Annotated in this window: 17 protein-coding genes and 2 tRNA genes; 6 read left to right on the top strand and 13 right to left on the bottom strand. The window is 32.6% G+C overall.

The genetic code is table 11. The features are described 5' to 3' along the window. Positions 1 to 36: 36 nt before the first annotated feature. Positions 37 to 1,005: an RluA family pseudouridine synthase gene (locus QVO42_RS06880; protein ID WP_022425404.1), complete on the bottom strand. Its 969-nt coding sequence runs from the start codon at positions 1,003 to 1,005 to the stop codon at positions 37 to 39. Between the two features lie 73 nt (positions 1,006 to 1,078). Between QVO42_RS06880 and QVO42_RS06875 the strand changes: the two genes are divergently transcribed. Further along, on the top strand, positions 1,079 to 1,612 hold the full coding sequence (locus QVO42_RS06875; protein WP_022425403.1) for an NUDIX hydrolase: 534 nt from the start codon (positions 1,079 to 1,081) through the stop codon (positions 1,610 to 1,612). Between the two features lie 11 nt (positions 1,613 to 1,623). On the opposite strand, the gene QVO42_RS06870 is transcribed toward QVO42_RS06875, so the two are convergent. The 6 genes from QVO42_RS06870 to QVO42_RS06845 form a co-directional block, all read right to left on the bottom strand. Then, positions 1,624 to 3,045 carry an HAD hydrolase-like protein gene (locus QVO42_RS06870; RefSeq protein WP_288164033.1) on the bottom strand — a complete coding sequence of 474 codons (1,422 nt, stop codon included), beginning with the start codon at positions 3,043 to 3,045 and terminating at the stop codon, positions 1,624 to 1,626. Between the two features lie 107 nt (positions 3,046 to 3,152). After that, a tRNA-Lys gene (locus tag QVO42_RS06865) sits at positions 3,153 to 3,228 on the bottom strand. A 54-nt stretch (positions 3,229 to 3,282) separates the two neighbouring features. Then, positions 3,283 to 3,358: transfer RNA gene (locus QVO42_RS06860), tRNA-Lys, on the bottom strand. 82 nt (positions 3,359 to 3,440) lie between these two features. Continuing rightward, positions 3,441 to 4,637 carry a tRNA uracil 4-sulfurtransferase ThiI gene (gene thiI, locus QVO42_RS06855; RefSeq protein ID WP_022425401.1) on the bottom strand — a complete coding sequence of 399 codons (1,197 nt, stop codon included), beginning with the start codon at positions 4,635 to 4,637 and terminating at the stop codon, positions 3,441 to 3,443. Between the two features lie 4 nt (positions 4,638 to 4,641). Next, positions 4,642 to 5,778, bottom strand: a complete 1,137-nt coding sequence (locus QVO42_RS06850; protein ID WP_022425400.1) for a cysteine desulfurase family protein — start codon at positions 5,776 to 5,778, stop codon at positions 4,642 to 4,644. Positions 5,779 to 5,827: 49 nt separating this feature from the next. Continuing rightward, positions 5,828 to 7,570, bottom strand: coding sequence for a septation ring formation regulator EzrA (locus tag QVO42_RS06845; RefSeq protein WP_022425399.1), 1,743 nt, complete (start codon positions 7,568 to 7,570; stop codon positions 5,828 to 5,830). 172 nt (positions 7,571 to 7,742) lie between these two features. On the opposite strand from QVO42_RS06845, the gene QVO42_RS06840 reads away from it, so the two are divergent. The 5 genes from QVO42_RS06840 to QVO42_RS06820 all read left to right on the top strand — a co-directional run bounded on the left by QVO42_RS06840 (position 7,743) and on the right by QVO42_RS06820 (position 11,319). Further along, a complete protein-coding gene (locus tag QVO42_RS06840) occupies positions 7,743 to 9,077 on the top strand; it encodes an MATE family efflux transporter (protein WP_022425398.1) in 1,335 nt (444 codons plus the stop codon). Beyond that, positions 9,070 to 9,297 carry a hypothetical protein gene (locus QVO42_RS06835; protein WP_022425397.1) on the top strand — a complete coding sequence of 76 codons (228 nt, stop codon included), beginning with the start codon at positions 9,070 to 9,072 and terminating at the stop codon, positions 9,295 to 9,297. The genes QVO42_RS06840 and QVO42_RS06835 overlap by 8 nt, the downstream gene beginning before the upstream one ends. After that, positions 9,290 to 9,802, top strand: a complete 513-nt coding sequence (locus tag QVO42_RS06830; protein ID WP_022425396.1) for an O-acetyl-ADP-ribose deacetylase — start codon at positions 9,290 to 9,292, stop codon at positions 9,800 to 9,802. Before QVO42_RS06835 ends, QVO42_RS06830 begins: the two co-directional genes overlap by 8 nt. 215 nt (positions 9,803 to 10,017) lie before the next feature. Continuing rightward, a complete protein-coding gene (rpsD, locus tag QVO42_RS06825) occupies positions 10,018 to 10,623 on the top strand; it encodes a 30S ribosomal protein S4 (RefSeq protein WP_022425395.1) in 606 nt (201 codons plus the stop codon). A gap of 42 nt (positions 10,624 to 10,665) precedes the next feature. Further along, positions 10,666 to 11,319, top strand: a complete 654-nt coding sequence (locus QVO42_RS06820) for a trimeric intracellular cation channel family protein (RefSeq protein ID WP_022425394.1) — start codon at positions 10,666 to 10,668, stop codon at positions 11,317 to 11,319. A gap of 16 nt (positions 11,320 to 11,335) precedes the next feature. On the opposite strand, the gene QVO42_RS06815 is transcribed toward QVO42_RS06820, so the two are convergent. From QVO42_RS06815 to QVO42_RS06790, 6 genes are all read right to left on the bottom strand, one after another. Next, positions 11,336 to 12,163 carry a LytR/AlgR family response regulator transcription factor gene (locus tag QVO42_RS06815; protein WP_022425393.1) on the bottom strand — a complete coding sequence of 276 codons (828 nt, stop codon included), beginning with the start codon at positions 12,161 to 12,163 and terminating at the stop codon, positions 11,336 to 11,338. Between the two features lie 552 nt (positions 12,164 to 12,715). Beyond that, complete coding sequence (locus QVO42_RS06810) at positions 12,716 to 12,961, bottom strand: DUF2500 family protein (protein WP_022425392.1); 246 nt, start codon at positions 12,959 to 12,961, stop codon at positions 12,716 to 12,718. 250 nt (positions 12,962 to 13,211) lie between these two features. Then, entirely contained in the window at positions 13,212 to 13,418 is a 207-nt protein-coding gene (locus QVO42_RS06805) for a DUF4177 domain-containing protein (RefSeq protein WP_022425391.1), read from the bottom strand. Between the two features lie 41 nt (positions 13,419 to 13,459). Beyond that, a complete protein-coding gene (locus QVO42_RS06800) occupies positions 13,460 to 13,672 on the bottom strand; it encodes an Imm44 family immunity protein (RefSeq protein WP_288164021.1) in 213 nt (70 codons plus the stop codon). Positions 13,673 to 13,719: 47 nt separating this feature from the next. Further along, entirely contained in the window at positions 13,720 to 14,238 is a 519-nt protein-coding gene (locus QVO42_RS06795) for an SdpI family protein (RefSeq protein WP_022425390.1), read from the bottom strand. Positions 14,239 to 14,557: 319 nt separating this feature from the next. Then, positions 14,558 to 14,848, bottom strand: coding sequence for a hypothetical protein (locus QVO42_RS06790; RefSeq protein ID WP_022425389.1), 291 nt, complete (start codon positions 14,846 to 14,848; stop codon positions 14,558 to 14,560). Positions 14,849 to 15,010 lie beyond the last annotated feature (162 nt).

The raw sequence follows: 15,010 nt of genomic DNA, 5'->3' as shown, positions 1-15,010 counted from the left end.
TCCTTGAAATATTATATTACAGATTACACTTTCACGCTATGAAAAAAGTTCTTTTTGTATCTTTTCTAACTGCTCTGGTAACTGTGAAGTAACCGTTTTACCTTTTAAGTAACTCATAGAGCCTATCGGATCCACAAAAGTTAATTGATAAGCATGAAGGAACTGATGATTAAGATGGAATTTCTTCTTTACTTCCCTATTCCATTCAAAATCTCCATATTTACTATCACCCATTACTGGATGTCCTGTCGCACTTAAATGAATACGAATCTGATGTGTACGGCCAGTAATAAGCTGTACTTCTACTAAAGAACATGTAGAACATCTTTTTAAGACATGCACTATTGTTTTCATAGATAAAGCCCCCGGTGTATCTTTCTTTACTAAATACATCTTTCCTTCATCTTCATTCTTTTTGACATATCCTGATAATGTAGCATCCTTCATATGTCCCATCGCAATAGTGAGATACTTCTTTTCAATGCCTTGTCTTGTTTTCATCATTGTATTTAAATCCTGAAGTGCACGCATATCTTTACCAAAGATTACGAGTCCACTTGTATTACGATCTAAGCGATGCACCGGACCTGGTGTAAAACTGATATTCTTTTCCGGATCATATTCACCCTTCTGATATAAATAAGTGAGTACCTGATTAGATAATGTATTCACTGATTCATTGATATCTTCATGAACAAGCAATCCTGCAGGTTTATCTACAATAAGAATATGTGCATCTTCATAAACAACTTTAAAAGTAATAGGTAACTCATAAATTGTTAAAGGCTTTGTATATTCCTTGAATTTATCTTCATATAAGAATAGTTCCACCTCATCTCCTGAATGAAGAATATAGTTTTCCTTTACTCTTTTACCATTTACTTTAACATCTTTTTTTCTTAACATCTTATATATAAGTGAAGAAGGTGCCTGGACTAACACTTTCTTTAAATATTTATCTATTCTTTGATGATCATCATATTGATCGATTACTAATTTTTTCATAACGTCTCCTTTACCCCCTCATTATAGCATACACCTCTTAGATTATGGTATAATAAAAGTCGAGGTGACAATCATGGAAAAACAAATAGATTCAACAACAATTTATGATGGAGCCATCATGAAGGTGACTAAGGAACATGTATTATTACAAGATGGTAATACTGCTGTACGTGAATGTGTATATCACCATGGTGGTGTATGTATTCTTGCGATAGAGGATGATGAAATTATTCTTGTAAAGCAGTTCCGTTATCCAAATAGATGCGATACATTAGAAATACCTGCGGGTAAGCTAGAATTAGGAGAAGATCCTGATAAGGCCTGTTATCGTGAATTTGAGGAAGAAACAAACAGACGTGCTAAAAATATGCGTCCTATCTTAAAGATGCTTCCTACGCCTGGTTATTCAAGTGAAATACTTAGAATTTATGAAGCAGAAGACTTTAAAGAAGTAGAAGATTCTTTACAGTGTGATGCAGATGAATTCTTAAATATCATTAAGATGCCTATCGATGAAGCTTACAAAGCAATCTTTGACGGACGTATTATTGATGGTAAAACTGTCATTGCAGTTATGTATGCTTATAACAGAAAACATTTTAAATAGTAAAAGAGCTCTTATGAGCTCTTTTTACTTAGTATAGAGTATTTAACAACTTCTACGATTGAAACAATCACTACATTCATAATATAACAATGAATCATCTTTAAAGCAGAAAGAGTCATCAATGTATTATCATTCATATAAGTATAGTAATCCGGAATAACATTCGTAATAGAATGAAGACCATTAAAGATGAATTCAAAAATTGATTCAACAACATCAATATAGCCTAAACTAATTGCATGCAATACCTTCACAACAGGCTGATCCATCATATTACCTAGCGCAATATGAACTACTAAACCAAGTAAGAGAATCATCAATGATAATAATAAGACATAACTAATATTAATAAAAGTATTAATAATATGATGATCAGGCTTCTTTTTTGGTTCTTCTACCACTGGTTCTTCTTTTTCTTCCTCTTTTTCTTCTGGAGCATTGTTTTCAGCTTCCATAACCTTTGCGATGACATCATTCAATGCAGCCGTATCCTGCGCATTCAGTGATAATGCGGTAGGTTCTTCTTTTTTTTCTTCTACTACAGGTTCTTCTTCCTTCTCTAATTCAGCTAGATCCTCATCACTGAAGGTAAAACGTCTTGGACGTTCTTTAGTGAGTTCAGAGAGTTTAGATATATAAGTAGATTTAATGATTTTTAATAAGTCAGGGTCATCCTTATAGACTTCCTGCAAGTTTGCGAATAAAGCCTTTAATTTAGCAACAGACATCTCTTTATCCATACCAAGAAGTGGCTCAAAGATCTTATAATCTTCATAACGACCAAAAAGAATATCATTCAATGCTTCATACATTGTATTGGCTACCTGATAAGAACAGCTGATTTCATCATCTCCTGCTTCTACCAAATCATTTAAATAAATAGTATTCATTCCAATATTATTAGCTGAATGAAGAATACTATTCATAGAAGTAATGACTAATGTATCTTTAGGTGTTACCTGGAATCTTTTATCAATATAAGCAAGCAGTTCTTCTGAAGGAAGTGCTTTAATATCTGTATCACATCCAATAACATAATCAACCTTACGATATAAAGATCCAAGTTCTAGATAATTAATAGCTGTTTTAGTTTTATGAGTAGAAACAACTGCAATTGGAATATTATTCTGACGAAAGTATTCAAATAACTCAACAACACCATCTTTTGGTGATAAACCCTTCATGTTCAAATAATTATATAAATCTTTTTCTACAGTTGCATTAAGCTTCTGACTATTAATCATCGTCGCAAGTGGAAGAGTGTCATACATTGAATACATATTACCTAAAGCATGATAGAACTCTTCAGGAGTGACAGTAATATTTTTCTTTTTACATAAGTTCTTATAGAAATTATAGCGGAGTCTGTTTAGGGGGAATATACATCCATCCAATTCTATGATTGCTAGTTTTAATTCTGTATCCTCTCTCATAAATAATACCCCTTTCCCTAATCTAACCTCCATTATAGCAAATTCCTAAATAATATGCTATCATATACAATAAAAAAGCAGAACCGAAGTTCTGCAATGTTTTTAAATGGTCTCCCCGCACGGGCTCGAACCGTGGACCCTCTGATTAAGAGTCAGATGCTCTACCAACTGAGCTACGGAGAGATAGTTCTTGATATTTCTATCAAGAATATCAGGTTTATCCTGTTAAATTTTAAATGGTCTCCCCGCACGGGCTCGAACCGTGGACCCTCTGATTAAGAGTCAGATGCTCTACCAACTGAGCTACGGAGAGAGGTGTGTCCTCAACCGACGAGTTATATATTACACGATTAAGAACACTTCGTCAACTACTTTATGAACTTTTTTTACTTTTTTTAAAACAAGTCATCATTGTTCTTATATTTAGAGTTTATGATAATTGTTTCTGTATGATCAATACACTTCTGTACTTCTGATGCAAAGTCCCATTCTGCTTCATAGCCTTCTGCTTTATAAGCCTTAGGTTTAGTAGCTGGGTTATGTGGTGTAAAGATTGTACAGCAGTCTTCAAATGGTCTAATAGAGATATCATATGTACCAATCTTTTCCGCAATCTTAATGATTTCTAATTTATCCATACATGCAACTGGACGAATAACTGGAGTAGTAATCACCTGATTGATTGTATTCATAGATTCAAGTGTCTGAGATGCGACCTGTCCGATACTTTCACCATTTACAATAGCCAAACAATCATTCTTCTTTGCAACACCTTCCGCAATTCTATACATCATACGGCGCATCACTGTCATAGCATAAGATTCATCACAATGATCATATACAGATAACTGAAGATCAGTAAATGGCACGATATGTACTTTAATAGAGCCATGTGTATAGTCTTTTAAGACATTGACTAGATCTAATACCTTTTCTCTCGCCATTTCATTTGTATAAGGTGGAGAAGCATAATGAATACATTCAATATCTACACCACGCTTCATAGTGAGATAACCTGCCACAGGTGAATCAATACCACCAGAAAGCATTAATAAAGCTTTACCACCAATACCTACTGGATAGCCTCCTGCACCTGGAATCATATTATCCATAATATAAATCGCATCTTTTCTATATTCTACACGCACTAAGATATCTGGGTTATGTACATCAACAGATAATTCTTTAGTTGTATGATGGAATACATAGCCTGCAATTTCTTTATTCATCTCAATAGATGTCTTAGGATATGATTTGTCATGTCTTTTTGTATCAATCTTAAATGTATTTCCTTCATCATGATCAATAATATAAGTAACAACTTCTTTTGCTTTTTCTAAGTCATGTTCCACCTTATAACATAATGAGAAGTTGTGAATACCAAAGATTGTCTTTAACTTATCTGTTACTTCTTCCGCATTTTCTTCATTTAAATAAATATAAAGACGGTCATATGTTAATTCATATTCTAAGGCAGAATAGTCATGAAGTATTTCTTTTGTATTCTTTAATAGTTTTCTAATGAATAGTTTACGGTTCTTTCCTTTTGTAGTTAATTCTCCAAAACGGACAAGGATATGATCTGGTTTCATCTAATTACCTCTGTTTCTTAATTCTATTTAATGTATCTTTTAAAGCATCTAGGAATGCATCTAATTCCTCTTTTGTAGTGAGATGTGAGAATGAAAGTCTTAATGCACTTGAACTAATAAGAGGATTTAAATGCATAGCAGCAAGGGTATGAGAGATTTCTACTTTTTTACTTGAACATGCACTCTTAGTAGAAATATAGATTCCTTTTGTTTCTAAATCATGCACAATAACTTCTGGTTTATAGTGTGGACATGAAATGTTTAAAATAAATGGACTTGCATCTTCTGGTGAGTTAATCACTACATTGTCCATCGCACTTAATTGTACACGTAGATAGTCATTAAGTGACTTTACATAATCATAATGATTCTTTTGTGATTCAATAGCTTTACGCATTGTCTTTGCGAGTACAATATCCACGCATGCATTACTTGTACCACCTCTTAAGCCATTTTCCTGCTGACCACCATTAATAAGAGGCACAATGCTTGCAGTACGCTTCTTATAAAGTAATCCACTTCCCTTTAAGCCAAATACCTTATGAGCTGAGAAAGTAGCTAAATCTATATCATCTAATGTAATAGGAAGTTTACCTAAAGCCTGTACCATATCTACATGATATTTAGTCTTAGGATTCTTTTTATGTACAATAGATGCAATTTTATGAATAGGATTAATTGTTCCTACTTCATTATTCACATACATTGTAGAAACAAGAATTGTATCTTCTCTTATTAAAGATTCTAATTCTTTTAAATCAAGATGTCCCTTTGAATCAATAGACACATAATCTACATCAAAGCCAAACACTTCCTCTAATTGTTTAAATGTATTGGCAACACTTGAATGTTCAAAAGCTGTTGTAATAATATGCTTTCCTCTATTCATATATTGGAAAGCTGTTCCTTTAATTGCTGTATTGTTGGATTCTGATGCACATGATGTAAAGATCAGTTCATCAGGAGAGACATGAAGTAGTTTCGCAATATGAGCTCTTGATTGCTCAATTAAACGGCTTACTTCATAACCTGGTGCATATGCAGAATCAGAATTCGCAAAATAAGTTGTTAAAAGTTTTGTATATGTAGAGCGTATTTCCTCATCAAGAGGTGTCGTAGCTACATAGTCTAGATAAATCATCTAATCACCTCGCTTTAAATAATAACGAGATAAAAGAAAAAAGTCCACCCTAAGCGGACTTAATTTCTTTCCTTTTAATAAGCTCTTCATATTTTCCTGGTTCAAGTCTTTCTAGAATATCTACTGCAACTTGTAATGCATTACGATATTCACCATTTCTAAATAAGACTTCAGCCTTTGTAAGTTCTGTATTCACTTCTAAGAACATTGAACGATAACGATTCGCATAAACAATCGCATCCTCGACCATACCTGCAGTTACAATCATATTATGTACATTATCATAAAGCTTATAAATCACATCTCTTGCCCCTTCTACCTTGGCACATAATTCATTCAATACAACTGGTTTATGAGATTTAAAACGTTTAATTTCTTCTACTTTATTATAAGAATCCGCAATATAATCACGATAAGAATCATTTACTAAAGGAAGATGTTCATTCTTGATTTCTGACTTAATTTCTAATAAGACAATATTGATATTTTCTAAGAGTTCTTCTGTTTTCTGATTCTTAGTTTCAATATCTTCTTTCTGCTTTTCAAACTCTTCTAGATATGTATCATGCTGCATCATTCGATCATATAGATTTTCTACATGTTCCAACATATTTGCATAAGCGAAATGTCCAGATTCCATCTGTTCAATCAAATCATTGGCATCCTTTTGAATCTGTTTAAATTCTTCATACTTCTTGCTGATTACAACTTCTTCTTCATCAATCACAAATTCAGTAATCAAACGACGATATTCTTTCATTGTATTTTGATAAACATCTGTCAATCTCTGAAGTTCATTATAACTTTCTCTCCACTTTTCCTTGAACTGCTTATAAGAATCAAGTTCTTTACCTAAATCAATCACTAATTCTTCAATTAATCCAGTTAATGGTTCAAGTACTTCTGCTGCACCCTTGATATCAACATTCTTTACATGAGCAATAGATTCTTCCATCTGTTCATCTACTTCCTGACGACGTGCTGCAATATTCATTTCTTCAAGTGCATATTCATCACCTTCTAAAGAAGTAATCAATTCATCCACCTTATCAATCTTACTTGGTAATAAGTCAGATACAACATATACATAAGAAGGAAGATCCTTTAAGTTTTCTTGAAGACTATCAATACGATTTTCAATTTCTTCAGTAAAATTCTTTGCATCCGCAAACATCTGATTATTCATCAATGTTTCAAGCTTCACAAAATCATCATCTAATTCTTTAAACATTTCTAAAGCATGTGGTACAAATTCTTCTACTTTAACACGAATCTTTTCATACTCATTGCCTACTTCACGGTATTTTCCTTTTACTCTAATGATTTCTACACGCTGGATGTTTTCTATTTCTGTCACCTTCTCAATACGTGTAAGAAGGTCTTTAGCGTCATGATCATAACGCTGTGTCATTTCATGAATCAACGCAAGCTTCTTCTTTATGCCATGGGTTTTTCCATAAAATAAAGATTCATCCACTTCATTCACAAGAACACCTAATTCATTCTTCTGGAATTCAGTAATCTTTTCAAAATCTTTTGTGAATTGTTCATATTCTTCAGCCACTTCTGGCATATTTTTCGCAATAGACTGTACACGACCTAATCTATATTGTAATGGTAGCGTTTTAATTCCATTGATTTGGTTTTGTAAGTCCAATATTTCCTGACGATATATCTTTAATTTAATTGAATGATATACAATCATAAAAATAATCAAAGCAACAAGAATAGCCCCAAATATTATTAAGTTTTTTACTCCTACATATTCTATAAAATTCTTCATATAATCCATAAAACATCCCTCTCTTACATATCGATATAATTTTATCATATTTTCCAAGTCATTTCATTATGGAATCGTGAAACACTATTAAAAAATACACATATGTATATTTCTTTTTATGAAAATCTTTACTCTTTCTTAAAAATAGGAATATGATTGTATTGTTTAGGGAGGGTAAAAGATGAATGAAAGTACAGATTTAATTAATGGAAAGATATGGAAAGCCATCCTCTGGTTTTCTATTCCAATGTTAGTAGGGAATTTATTTCAACAGCTCTATAATACTGTAGACTCCTATGTTGTAGGAAACTTTGTAAGTTCAGGTGCTCTTGCAGCAGTTGGGCAGTCTACACCAATCATTAATACTCTTGTGGGTTTCTTTACTGGTCTTGCGACAGGTGCTGGAGTAGTCATTGCCCAATATTTTGGTGGCAATCACTTAAATAAGATGAAAAAAGCAATTCATACTTCAATTGCCTTAACTCTTATTTTATGCGTATTATTCACTATTCTAGGTATCGGATTATCAAAACAGATTTTAATTCTTATTGGTTCTCCTGATTCAGTCATGGCTCCCGCTTCTTTATATTTACGTATTTATTTTGGTGGTATTTCTTTTGTATGTATTTATAATATGGGATCTGGTATATTACGTGCTGTAGGTGATTCTAAAACTCCTTTATACTATTTAATTGTTGCATCTATTATTAATATTATCTTAGACTTTGTTTTTGTATTATATTTTCATATGGGTGTTGCTGGGGCTGGATGGGCTACTTTTATTGCCCAGGGAATCAGTGCATTACTTGTTATGATCAAATTAGTATTCTCTAAAGAAATCTATAAAGTAGAGTTTAAAGATATTTCTATTGATATGCCTATTTTAAAGAAGATTATTGAAATAGGTATTCCTACTGCTCTTCAGCAGTCCATTGTATCTTTTAGTAATGTAATCGTTCAGTCTTATATCAATACTTTTGGCGCCAATGCAGTGGCTGGCTATACTTCTTATGTTAAAATCGATGGATTCCTACAGTTGCCAATTCAAAGCTTTGCGATGGCTATTACGACTTTTACTGGGCAGAATATTGGTGCGCATGCCATAGATCGTGTTAAGAAAGGTCTTCGTACGACAATGGCAATGACTTTTGGAGTAACAACTATTGGAGTGCTTATTATTTATATATTTGGAGAACAATTGGTAGGTATCTTCTCTAGTGATCCTGAAGTGATTAAATATGGTTATTTAATGGCCCGAATATTCGCAGCAGGTTATCTTACATTACCTGTCATACAGATTATATCTGGTGCATTAAGAGGTGTTGGTTTATCTAATATTCCTATGTATTTCATGGTAGGTACTTTTGTCTTTTTAAGACAAATTTATCTTGCGATTGCAGTACCTTTAACTCATAACATTGGTATTGTATTTGCAGGATGGCCAGTTACATGGGTGATCTGTATGATTGGTTTACTTATTTATTATTTCCGTGTACATTGGTTAGATCATGTATAAGAATATCGGTATTATTCCGATATTCTTTTTTTGTAGTGGTATAATTGATATTGAACTGAATATCCATAAGAAAACTTATAGTTTAAGTGCTGGTTTAAAGGAATCAGGTGAAGTATTATCTGAGAGTAGGATTCCAGCTGATTCTGATTTTATTATCAAGCAGGCTACCCTGGCCATTTTTTATGCTAGAAGCTTGCAGAAAGAGGTAACATATGATTAAAACAATTCTAGGTGATATCACAAAAGTGTCAGATGTAGAGGCTATTGTGAATGCAGCGAATAATCTTCTTTTAGGTGGTGGAGGCGTAGATGGCGCAATCCACAAGGCTGCTGGAGGTGAACTACTTAAAGAATGTAGAACACTTCATGGATGTGAGACAGGAGAAGCTAAAATCACAAAAGCATATAATCTTCCTTGTGATTATGTAATTCATACTGTGGGACCAATATGGTATGGTGGAAATCATAATGAAAAAGAATTACTGGCTAATTGTTATTATAATTCGATGAAGCTTGCAATGGAGCATGGTATTAGAAAGATTGCCTTCTCTTCCATTTCTACTGGTGTCTATCATTTTCCGGTTGAAAAAGCGGCGCATATTGCACTCGAGACAGTATCTCAATTCTTAAAAGAACATACTAATGATTTTGATTTGGTAGAATGGGTTCTCTTTGATTCTCATACTCAATCTGTATATGAAGCAGAATTGAAGAAATTTATGTAGTTTTCATCAACTTTTATTTGACTTTCACTACTTTATTCAGTATAATCAAACTCGCAATAAAATGAATAGCGGTACATAACAGTCGTGCAGCTACGTTCTTGACTTAGGGATGCAAAGTATCTTACCGCAAGAGAAATGCTTAATAGGAACATACGCAGGGTGAGTTATGAATTGTTATTGTTTTATGCAAATAAAACAATAAGGAGGTAACGTCAATGGCACGTTATACAGGCCCAATCTGGAAAAAGTCTAGAAGACTTGGTTTCTCAGTATTGGAAAACGGAAAAGAATTAAACAAGAGACCTTATGCTCCAGGTCAGCATGGTCAGAAGAGACACAAGAGCACTGAATATGGTCTTCAGTTAGCAGAAAAGCAGAAAGTAAGACATATGTATGGTATTAACGAAAAGCAGTTCCACAACACTTTCGACCGCGCTTCTAAGATGGAAGGTGTAACTGGTGCAAACTTCTTATTCTTACTTGAATCAAGATTAGACAACGTAGTTTATAGAATGGGATTTGCAACTACTCGTAGAGCAGCTAGACAGTTAGTAAACCATGGTCATATTTTATTAAACGGTATCAAGACTGATATCCCTTCATGTAGAGTAAATCCTGGTGACGTTATTACTGTTAAGGAAAGATCTCAGCAGTTAGATGTTATCAAGACAGCTTTAGAAGCTCAGACTCATGTTCCTGGCTTCGTTGAAGTAGATGCTGAAAAGAGAACTGGTAAGTTCACTAGACTTCCTGAAAGATCTGAATTAAATCAGGAAATCAACGAACAGCTAATCGTCGAATACTATAACAGACTTGGTTAATTCTATTAGCAGCCTTAGGGCTGCTTTTTTATTGGAGTAGATATGAATGCAACATTTAATTTAGTCATGGATATTATTGGCACGATTGCTTTCGCAATTTCTGGTGTTATGGTTGCGAGTAAGAAAAAGATGGATTTATTTGGTATAAATATTCTTGCACTATGTACAGCAGTCGGTGGAGGGATGGTCAGAGATGTACTGATCGGTGTCACTCCCCCTGTTATGTTTAGAAATCCAATCTTTGTAATCATTGCATTAGTGACTGCCAACTTGACAATTTTAATATTATATTTTCATAAGAAAACAACTAGAAAGAGTATTGAATCTCTGACAACTCAATTATTATTTATCTTTGATACTTTAGGTCTTGCTGCATTCACAATGGATGGGGTGAATGCAGGTATGGCAGTTCATACAGGAATATTTCTTCCAGCCTTCCTTGGCGTCATGACAGGTGTAGGTGGAGGTATTATCCGTGATGTTCTCGCAAATGAATTACCGCAGGTATGTGTGAAACAGATCTATGCATCTGCTTCCATCGTTGGTTCCATCATTACATGTTTATTCATAAAGTATGGAGAAACGAATACTGCAGTTATATTAGGGTTTATTATAGTTGTACTTATCAGAGTACTTGCAGCCCATTATCGATGGGATTTACCAACAATTGAATACTATGAAGACAAACAAAAATAGGTTCTCGCGTGAGAACCTATTTTTTTGCATCATCATCAATACTTGACTGGATATTTGTACAGTCCATTAAAGAGCTAATAAGCTGTGCACGATTACGTTTAGTCATTGGAACCTTTTCACCTGTAGTAAGTTCTACATAATCAGGACCAAATAAACGAATATATTCTCTATTAATCGTATAGCTTCTATGAATCTTAAAAAATTGTGTACCGAGTAATTCTTCCATCTTATTAAAAGAGACAGTACATGTAATTTCACCTTTACTTGTATATATAACTGTATTGTGCTGAAATGCCATTACATAATGTATATCCTTTAAGGGAATTAAACATGTGTGTTTACTCTTATCATTTACTAAGATTGTTTTATCTGGTTCTATCAGTTTTTTAACCATATCCTTATAATACTGATATGTAGTAGAACCCATCTTATGAGGGAATACTTCTCCTTCTTCTAGTTTTCCTATGTAATCTGGTATATTAATATGTACAATACGTCCTTCTCTTTCCTTCTCAATAGACCAGACGAATGTACATCTTTGTTTTTCATGAACCATTTCTAATGATTTCATATCAGTCATAAGAAAAAAGCGTCCAACAATAATACATATGTTCTGCTGATTAAAAACACATTGTAAATCAATATGTGTCAATTCACTTTCTGAGCATCCATTCATGACTGAATAGAAATAATTCACTAATTCATTCTTGCTAGAATAATATTGACTTGGATCAGCACCACAATAAAAAACATCATCGTCTAGATAATGGCTTAATAAACTCATATCCTTATGCCAAAATGTTTGTAAAATTTCCGTACTTGTCCCAATTAAATCATTTACCACTTTTTTCTCATATATATCACCACTATTAATTTACCAAAAATAATATTATAAGTCTCATAGTTATGTATAAAAAGTTTTTTTATTGCACGAAAAGTATTCTTTAGACTTTAATTTATTTAAATATGTAAATCATACCCCATTATTTTCGGATTTTAGTAAGTATTTTTATGACTTCACTTGTATTTTCTAATGTTTTATTATATTTGTTACTTATATAATACTCTATATCTTCAATTTAGTAAAGTAAAGCGTCTCTTGTCTCTCCATTTTCAATGGTTCCAGTGTGTCCATCTGCTATATATGTATTGACAACCTGAATACAAGCCTGTTCTCTCACAAATGAAAGTATCACTCACTTACATCTTTTTGAGCTTCACTTAAATACTCCACAAGATAATCAATCGTTTCTCCACCGCCAGGGTCAACAACCATACCATCTTCAATCTATTTTAGTCCTTCTTCTCTTCATTCATCTTTTATTCGTGCAATTATCTTACACGAATAGACTATCGCTTAAGTTTATTTTCGTAAGCAAAAAAAGTGAAGAAAACATTATTCTCCACCTCTATCATATCTTATAAATCTATTTCCTTGATACGTTAATATACCTTCTTCTCCTTCTTTTAGAGATATATAAGCATAATAATCTACAGGAAATCTCTTCATCTGTCCATCTTCTAACCCAAAACAAATATAGTACTTATGACCATTCATTTCTTTTGTAAGTACATGAGCTCTTATAGAATGAAGAGCTGAACGATTATTCTTTAACCACCATAAAATACTTTCACCAAACATATATTCCCCACCAAAAGACTAATATTTCACAGTTATTCATCTTCATCTACTGTATTAAAAAAACTTTCTAAAAATACAAATAAACAATCCATTTCTATCACCTCAATGTTTACTAGTATAGTATTTAGATATGTAATTGTTATGGACTCTATGTGTTTTTTATATGTATTTTTCATAAAGAAAATGACTTCAGATGAATGATAATCAAAGATTTTTTTCTGCACCTTGTTTCTTAACTTAATATTCTTTTTTAATCTTCTTTTTCAAAAATCAGATCCATTACTTGTACATGTCCGGTTCCACGCTGTTTTACAGGAATATATCCAACATATCGCCACCCTTGTGAAGCTCTTTTATCAATAATAGAACGATATTCATCAATACAATATACATTACCTGCACCTATTCCCCAGCCTTCTAGATTACAACTTATAGTTTCATATGCATATTTATACATGGTTTATCCTTTAACTTGTAAACTTGAAGCTATATCAATAATTAGTTTTCTGTGACATTCTGTAAATCTTGGCAAAACCTTTCATAATCAAATTTGCCTTTGGTTTTGACTTTTTTTACTGCTCTTATTACAGTATCTCTAATAATAATAACTTTTTCCTCATCTGTCGCATTATAATATTGGTCAAAGTCTATTCTAATATCAACGCTGGCACAACTTCCATTTCCAATAAATCTAACCTTTTCTTTCCACATTCCCTTTTGATACAAATCCTTTGGAGCACATTGAGGACATATACCAATTACTTTCTTGTTCCATCTTCATAAAACATCTTTTTTAAAGCAAGTTCTGTTGGAATAATGGATACAATTAGAATAATACATTGCAATAGGACAAAGATAAGAGAAATCATACTATATGTATTGTCATTAGTACGTAATAGTAATACAGAAACAAGAACTGAAAAAGCAAACATGAATAACCCCATCTTATACCAAAGTCTTCCACAGTGCTCATTCGCAAATTTCCATGTATCCATATTTTTCATTGAACGCGTTGTTCTGTATCCTACTAAACCATTTATATTTTTGGGATAATGTTTCCACATGATTCTTCCTGTGACAATCACAACAACAGGAATCAACAAGTTACATAAAAACAATACATACATAAGATATACCTCCTTTTGCATTTGTCTTATATCATTAATAGAAGCAGTTGTCGCAAAACTTACGACACCTGAACGATTCAATTCTTCTTTCAATGCATCCCTAATATGCTTACCTAGCGTCTTGACATGTCTCTCAAATAATTCAACCACACGATATCATTATTAACAGGCACATTAAGTTTAATTTCTTTATCTGCTATTTCAAACAAAATCTATTCGTTTTTCATAATAGATTTACCTTCTTGTTGATTAAGTTCTTTCTCCTTTACATCTTCTTATCTTTTATATAGATACAGAAAAAGAACTTTCCTATATAAGTATTATACCATTTCTTATCCACAATTGTTTTTACAACTATATTATAATATTTATCTCATTATAAAAACAGGAGTATCACCCCCGCCAATATGGGCGAAGGAATACTCCTGTCTGGGTTTATTGTAAGCATAATTCAAATAATAATCAACTATCATTTATAGAATCTTAATACCTGATATTGATAATAGTCATCCTTATCTAGATAACCAACTGAAATGCCTTTTCCATTATATGCTGTTTTACCACTACTTGATTTATCTTTTGCTTCTTCTAGTAATGTATCAATCTCAGTATCTGTTGCTTTATTGTAGTTTGCTTTAATAAGTTTTTTCGCATATGTAAGTGCCTCATCATTATACTTACTTGCCTTACTCACAAAAATAAGCATATTTCTTAATATGACAATTGATTGATGTTTTAGACATAAGACCTCCTCCTTCATACTTCTATTCTATCATTATATGACTACTCCATTTATTGCTTTTTTACGATAAAAAAAAGAACATATAATTTCTATACGTCCTTCACAAAACTGGAATTTACTTTAATAAATATTTTTCAAACGCTTTATGATTATCAAAGTGGACTTCTCTAAAAAACAGAA

The organism is Catenibacterium sp. CAG:290 (assembly GCF_000437715.1).
GTDB lineage: Bacteria > Bacillota_I > Bacilli_A > Erysipelotrichales > Coprobacillaceae > Catenibacterium > Catenibacterium mitsuoka_A.
The sequence above is the reverse complement of the archived record's forward strand: the minus strand, read 5'-3'. Positions and strand labels throughout refer to the sequence as shown.

Excerpts from the sequence above, each read along its gene's own strand:
- QVO42_RS06880 (WP_022425404.1), bottom strand. The coding sequence starts at position 1,005 with ATGAAAAAATTAGTAATCGATCAATATGATGATCATCAAAGAATAGAT.
- QVO42_RS06875 (WP_022425403.1), top strand. The coding sequence starts at position 1,079 with ATGGAAAAACAAATAGATTCAACAACAATTTATGATGGAGCCATCATG.
- QVO42_RS06870 (WP_288164033.1), bottom strand. The coding sequence starts at position 3,045 with ATGAGAGAGGATACAGAATTAAAACTAGCAATCATAGAATTGGATGGA.
- thiI (WP_022425401.1), bottom strand. The coding sequence starts at position 4,637 with ATGAAACCAGATCATATCCTTGTCCGTTTTGGAGAATTAACTACAAAA.
- QVO42_RS06850 (WP_022425400.1), bottom strand. The coding sequence starts at position 5,778 with ATGATTTATCTAGACTATGTAGCTACGACACCTCTTGATGAGGAAATA.
- QVO42_RS06845 (WP_022425399.1), bottom strand. The coding sequence starts at position 7,570 with ATGGATTATATGAAGAATTTTATAGAATATGTAGGAGTAAAAAACTTA.
- QVO42_RS06840 (WP_022425398.1), top strand. The coding sequence starts at position 7,743 with ATGAATGAAAGTACAGATTTAATTAATGGAAAGATATGGAAAGCCATC.
- QVO42_RS06835 (WP_022425397.1), top strand. The coding sequence starts at position 9,070 with ATGTATAAGAATATCGGTATTATTCCGATATTCTTTTTTTGTAGTGGT.
- QVO42_RS06830 (WP_022425396.1), top strand. The coding sequence starts at position 9,290 with ATGATTAAAACAATTCTAGGTGATATCACAAAAGTGTCAGATGTAGAG.
- rpsD (WP_022425395.1), top strand. The coding sequence starts at position 10,018 with ATGGCACGTTATACAGGCCCAATCTGGAAAAAGTCTAGAAGACTTGGT.
- QVO42_RS06820 (WP_022425394.1), top strand. The coding sequence starts at position 10,666 with ATGAATGCAACATTTAATTTAGTCATGGATATTATTGGCACGATTGCT.
- QVO42_RS06810 (WP_022425392.1), bottom strand. The coding sequence starts at position 12,961 with ATGTTTGGTGAAAGTATTTTATGGTGGTTAAAGAATAATCGTTCAGCT.
- QVO42_RS06805 (WP_022425391.1), bottom strand. The coding sequence starts at position 13,418 with ATGTATAAATATGCATATGAAACTATAAGTTGTAATCTAGAAGGCTGG.
- QVO42_RS06800 (WP_288164021.1), bottom strand. The coding sequence starts at position 13,672 with ATGTGGAAAGAAAAGGTTAGATTTATTGGAAATGGAAGTTGTGCCAGC.
- QVO42_RS06790 (WP_022425389.1), bottom strand. The coding sequence starts at position 14,848 with ATGAAGGAGGAGGTCTTATGTCTAAAACATCAATCAATTGTCATATTA.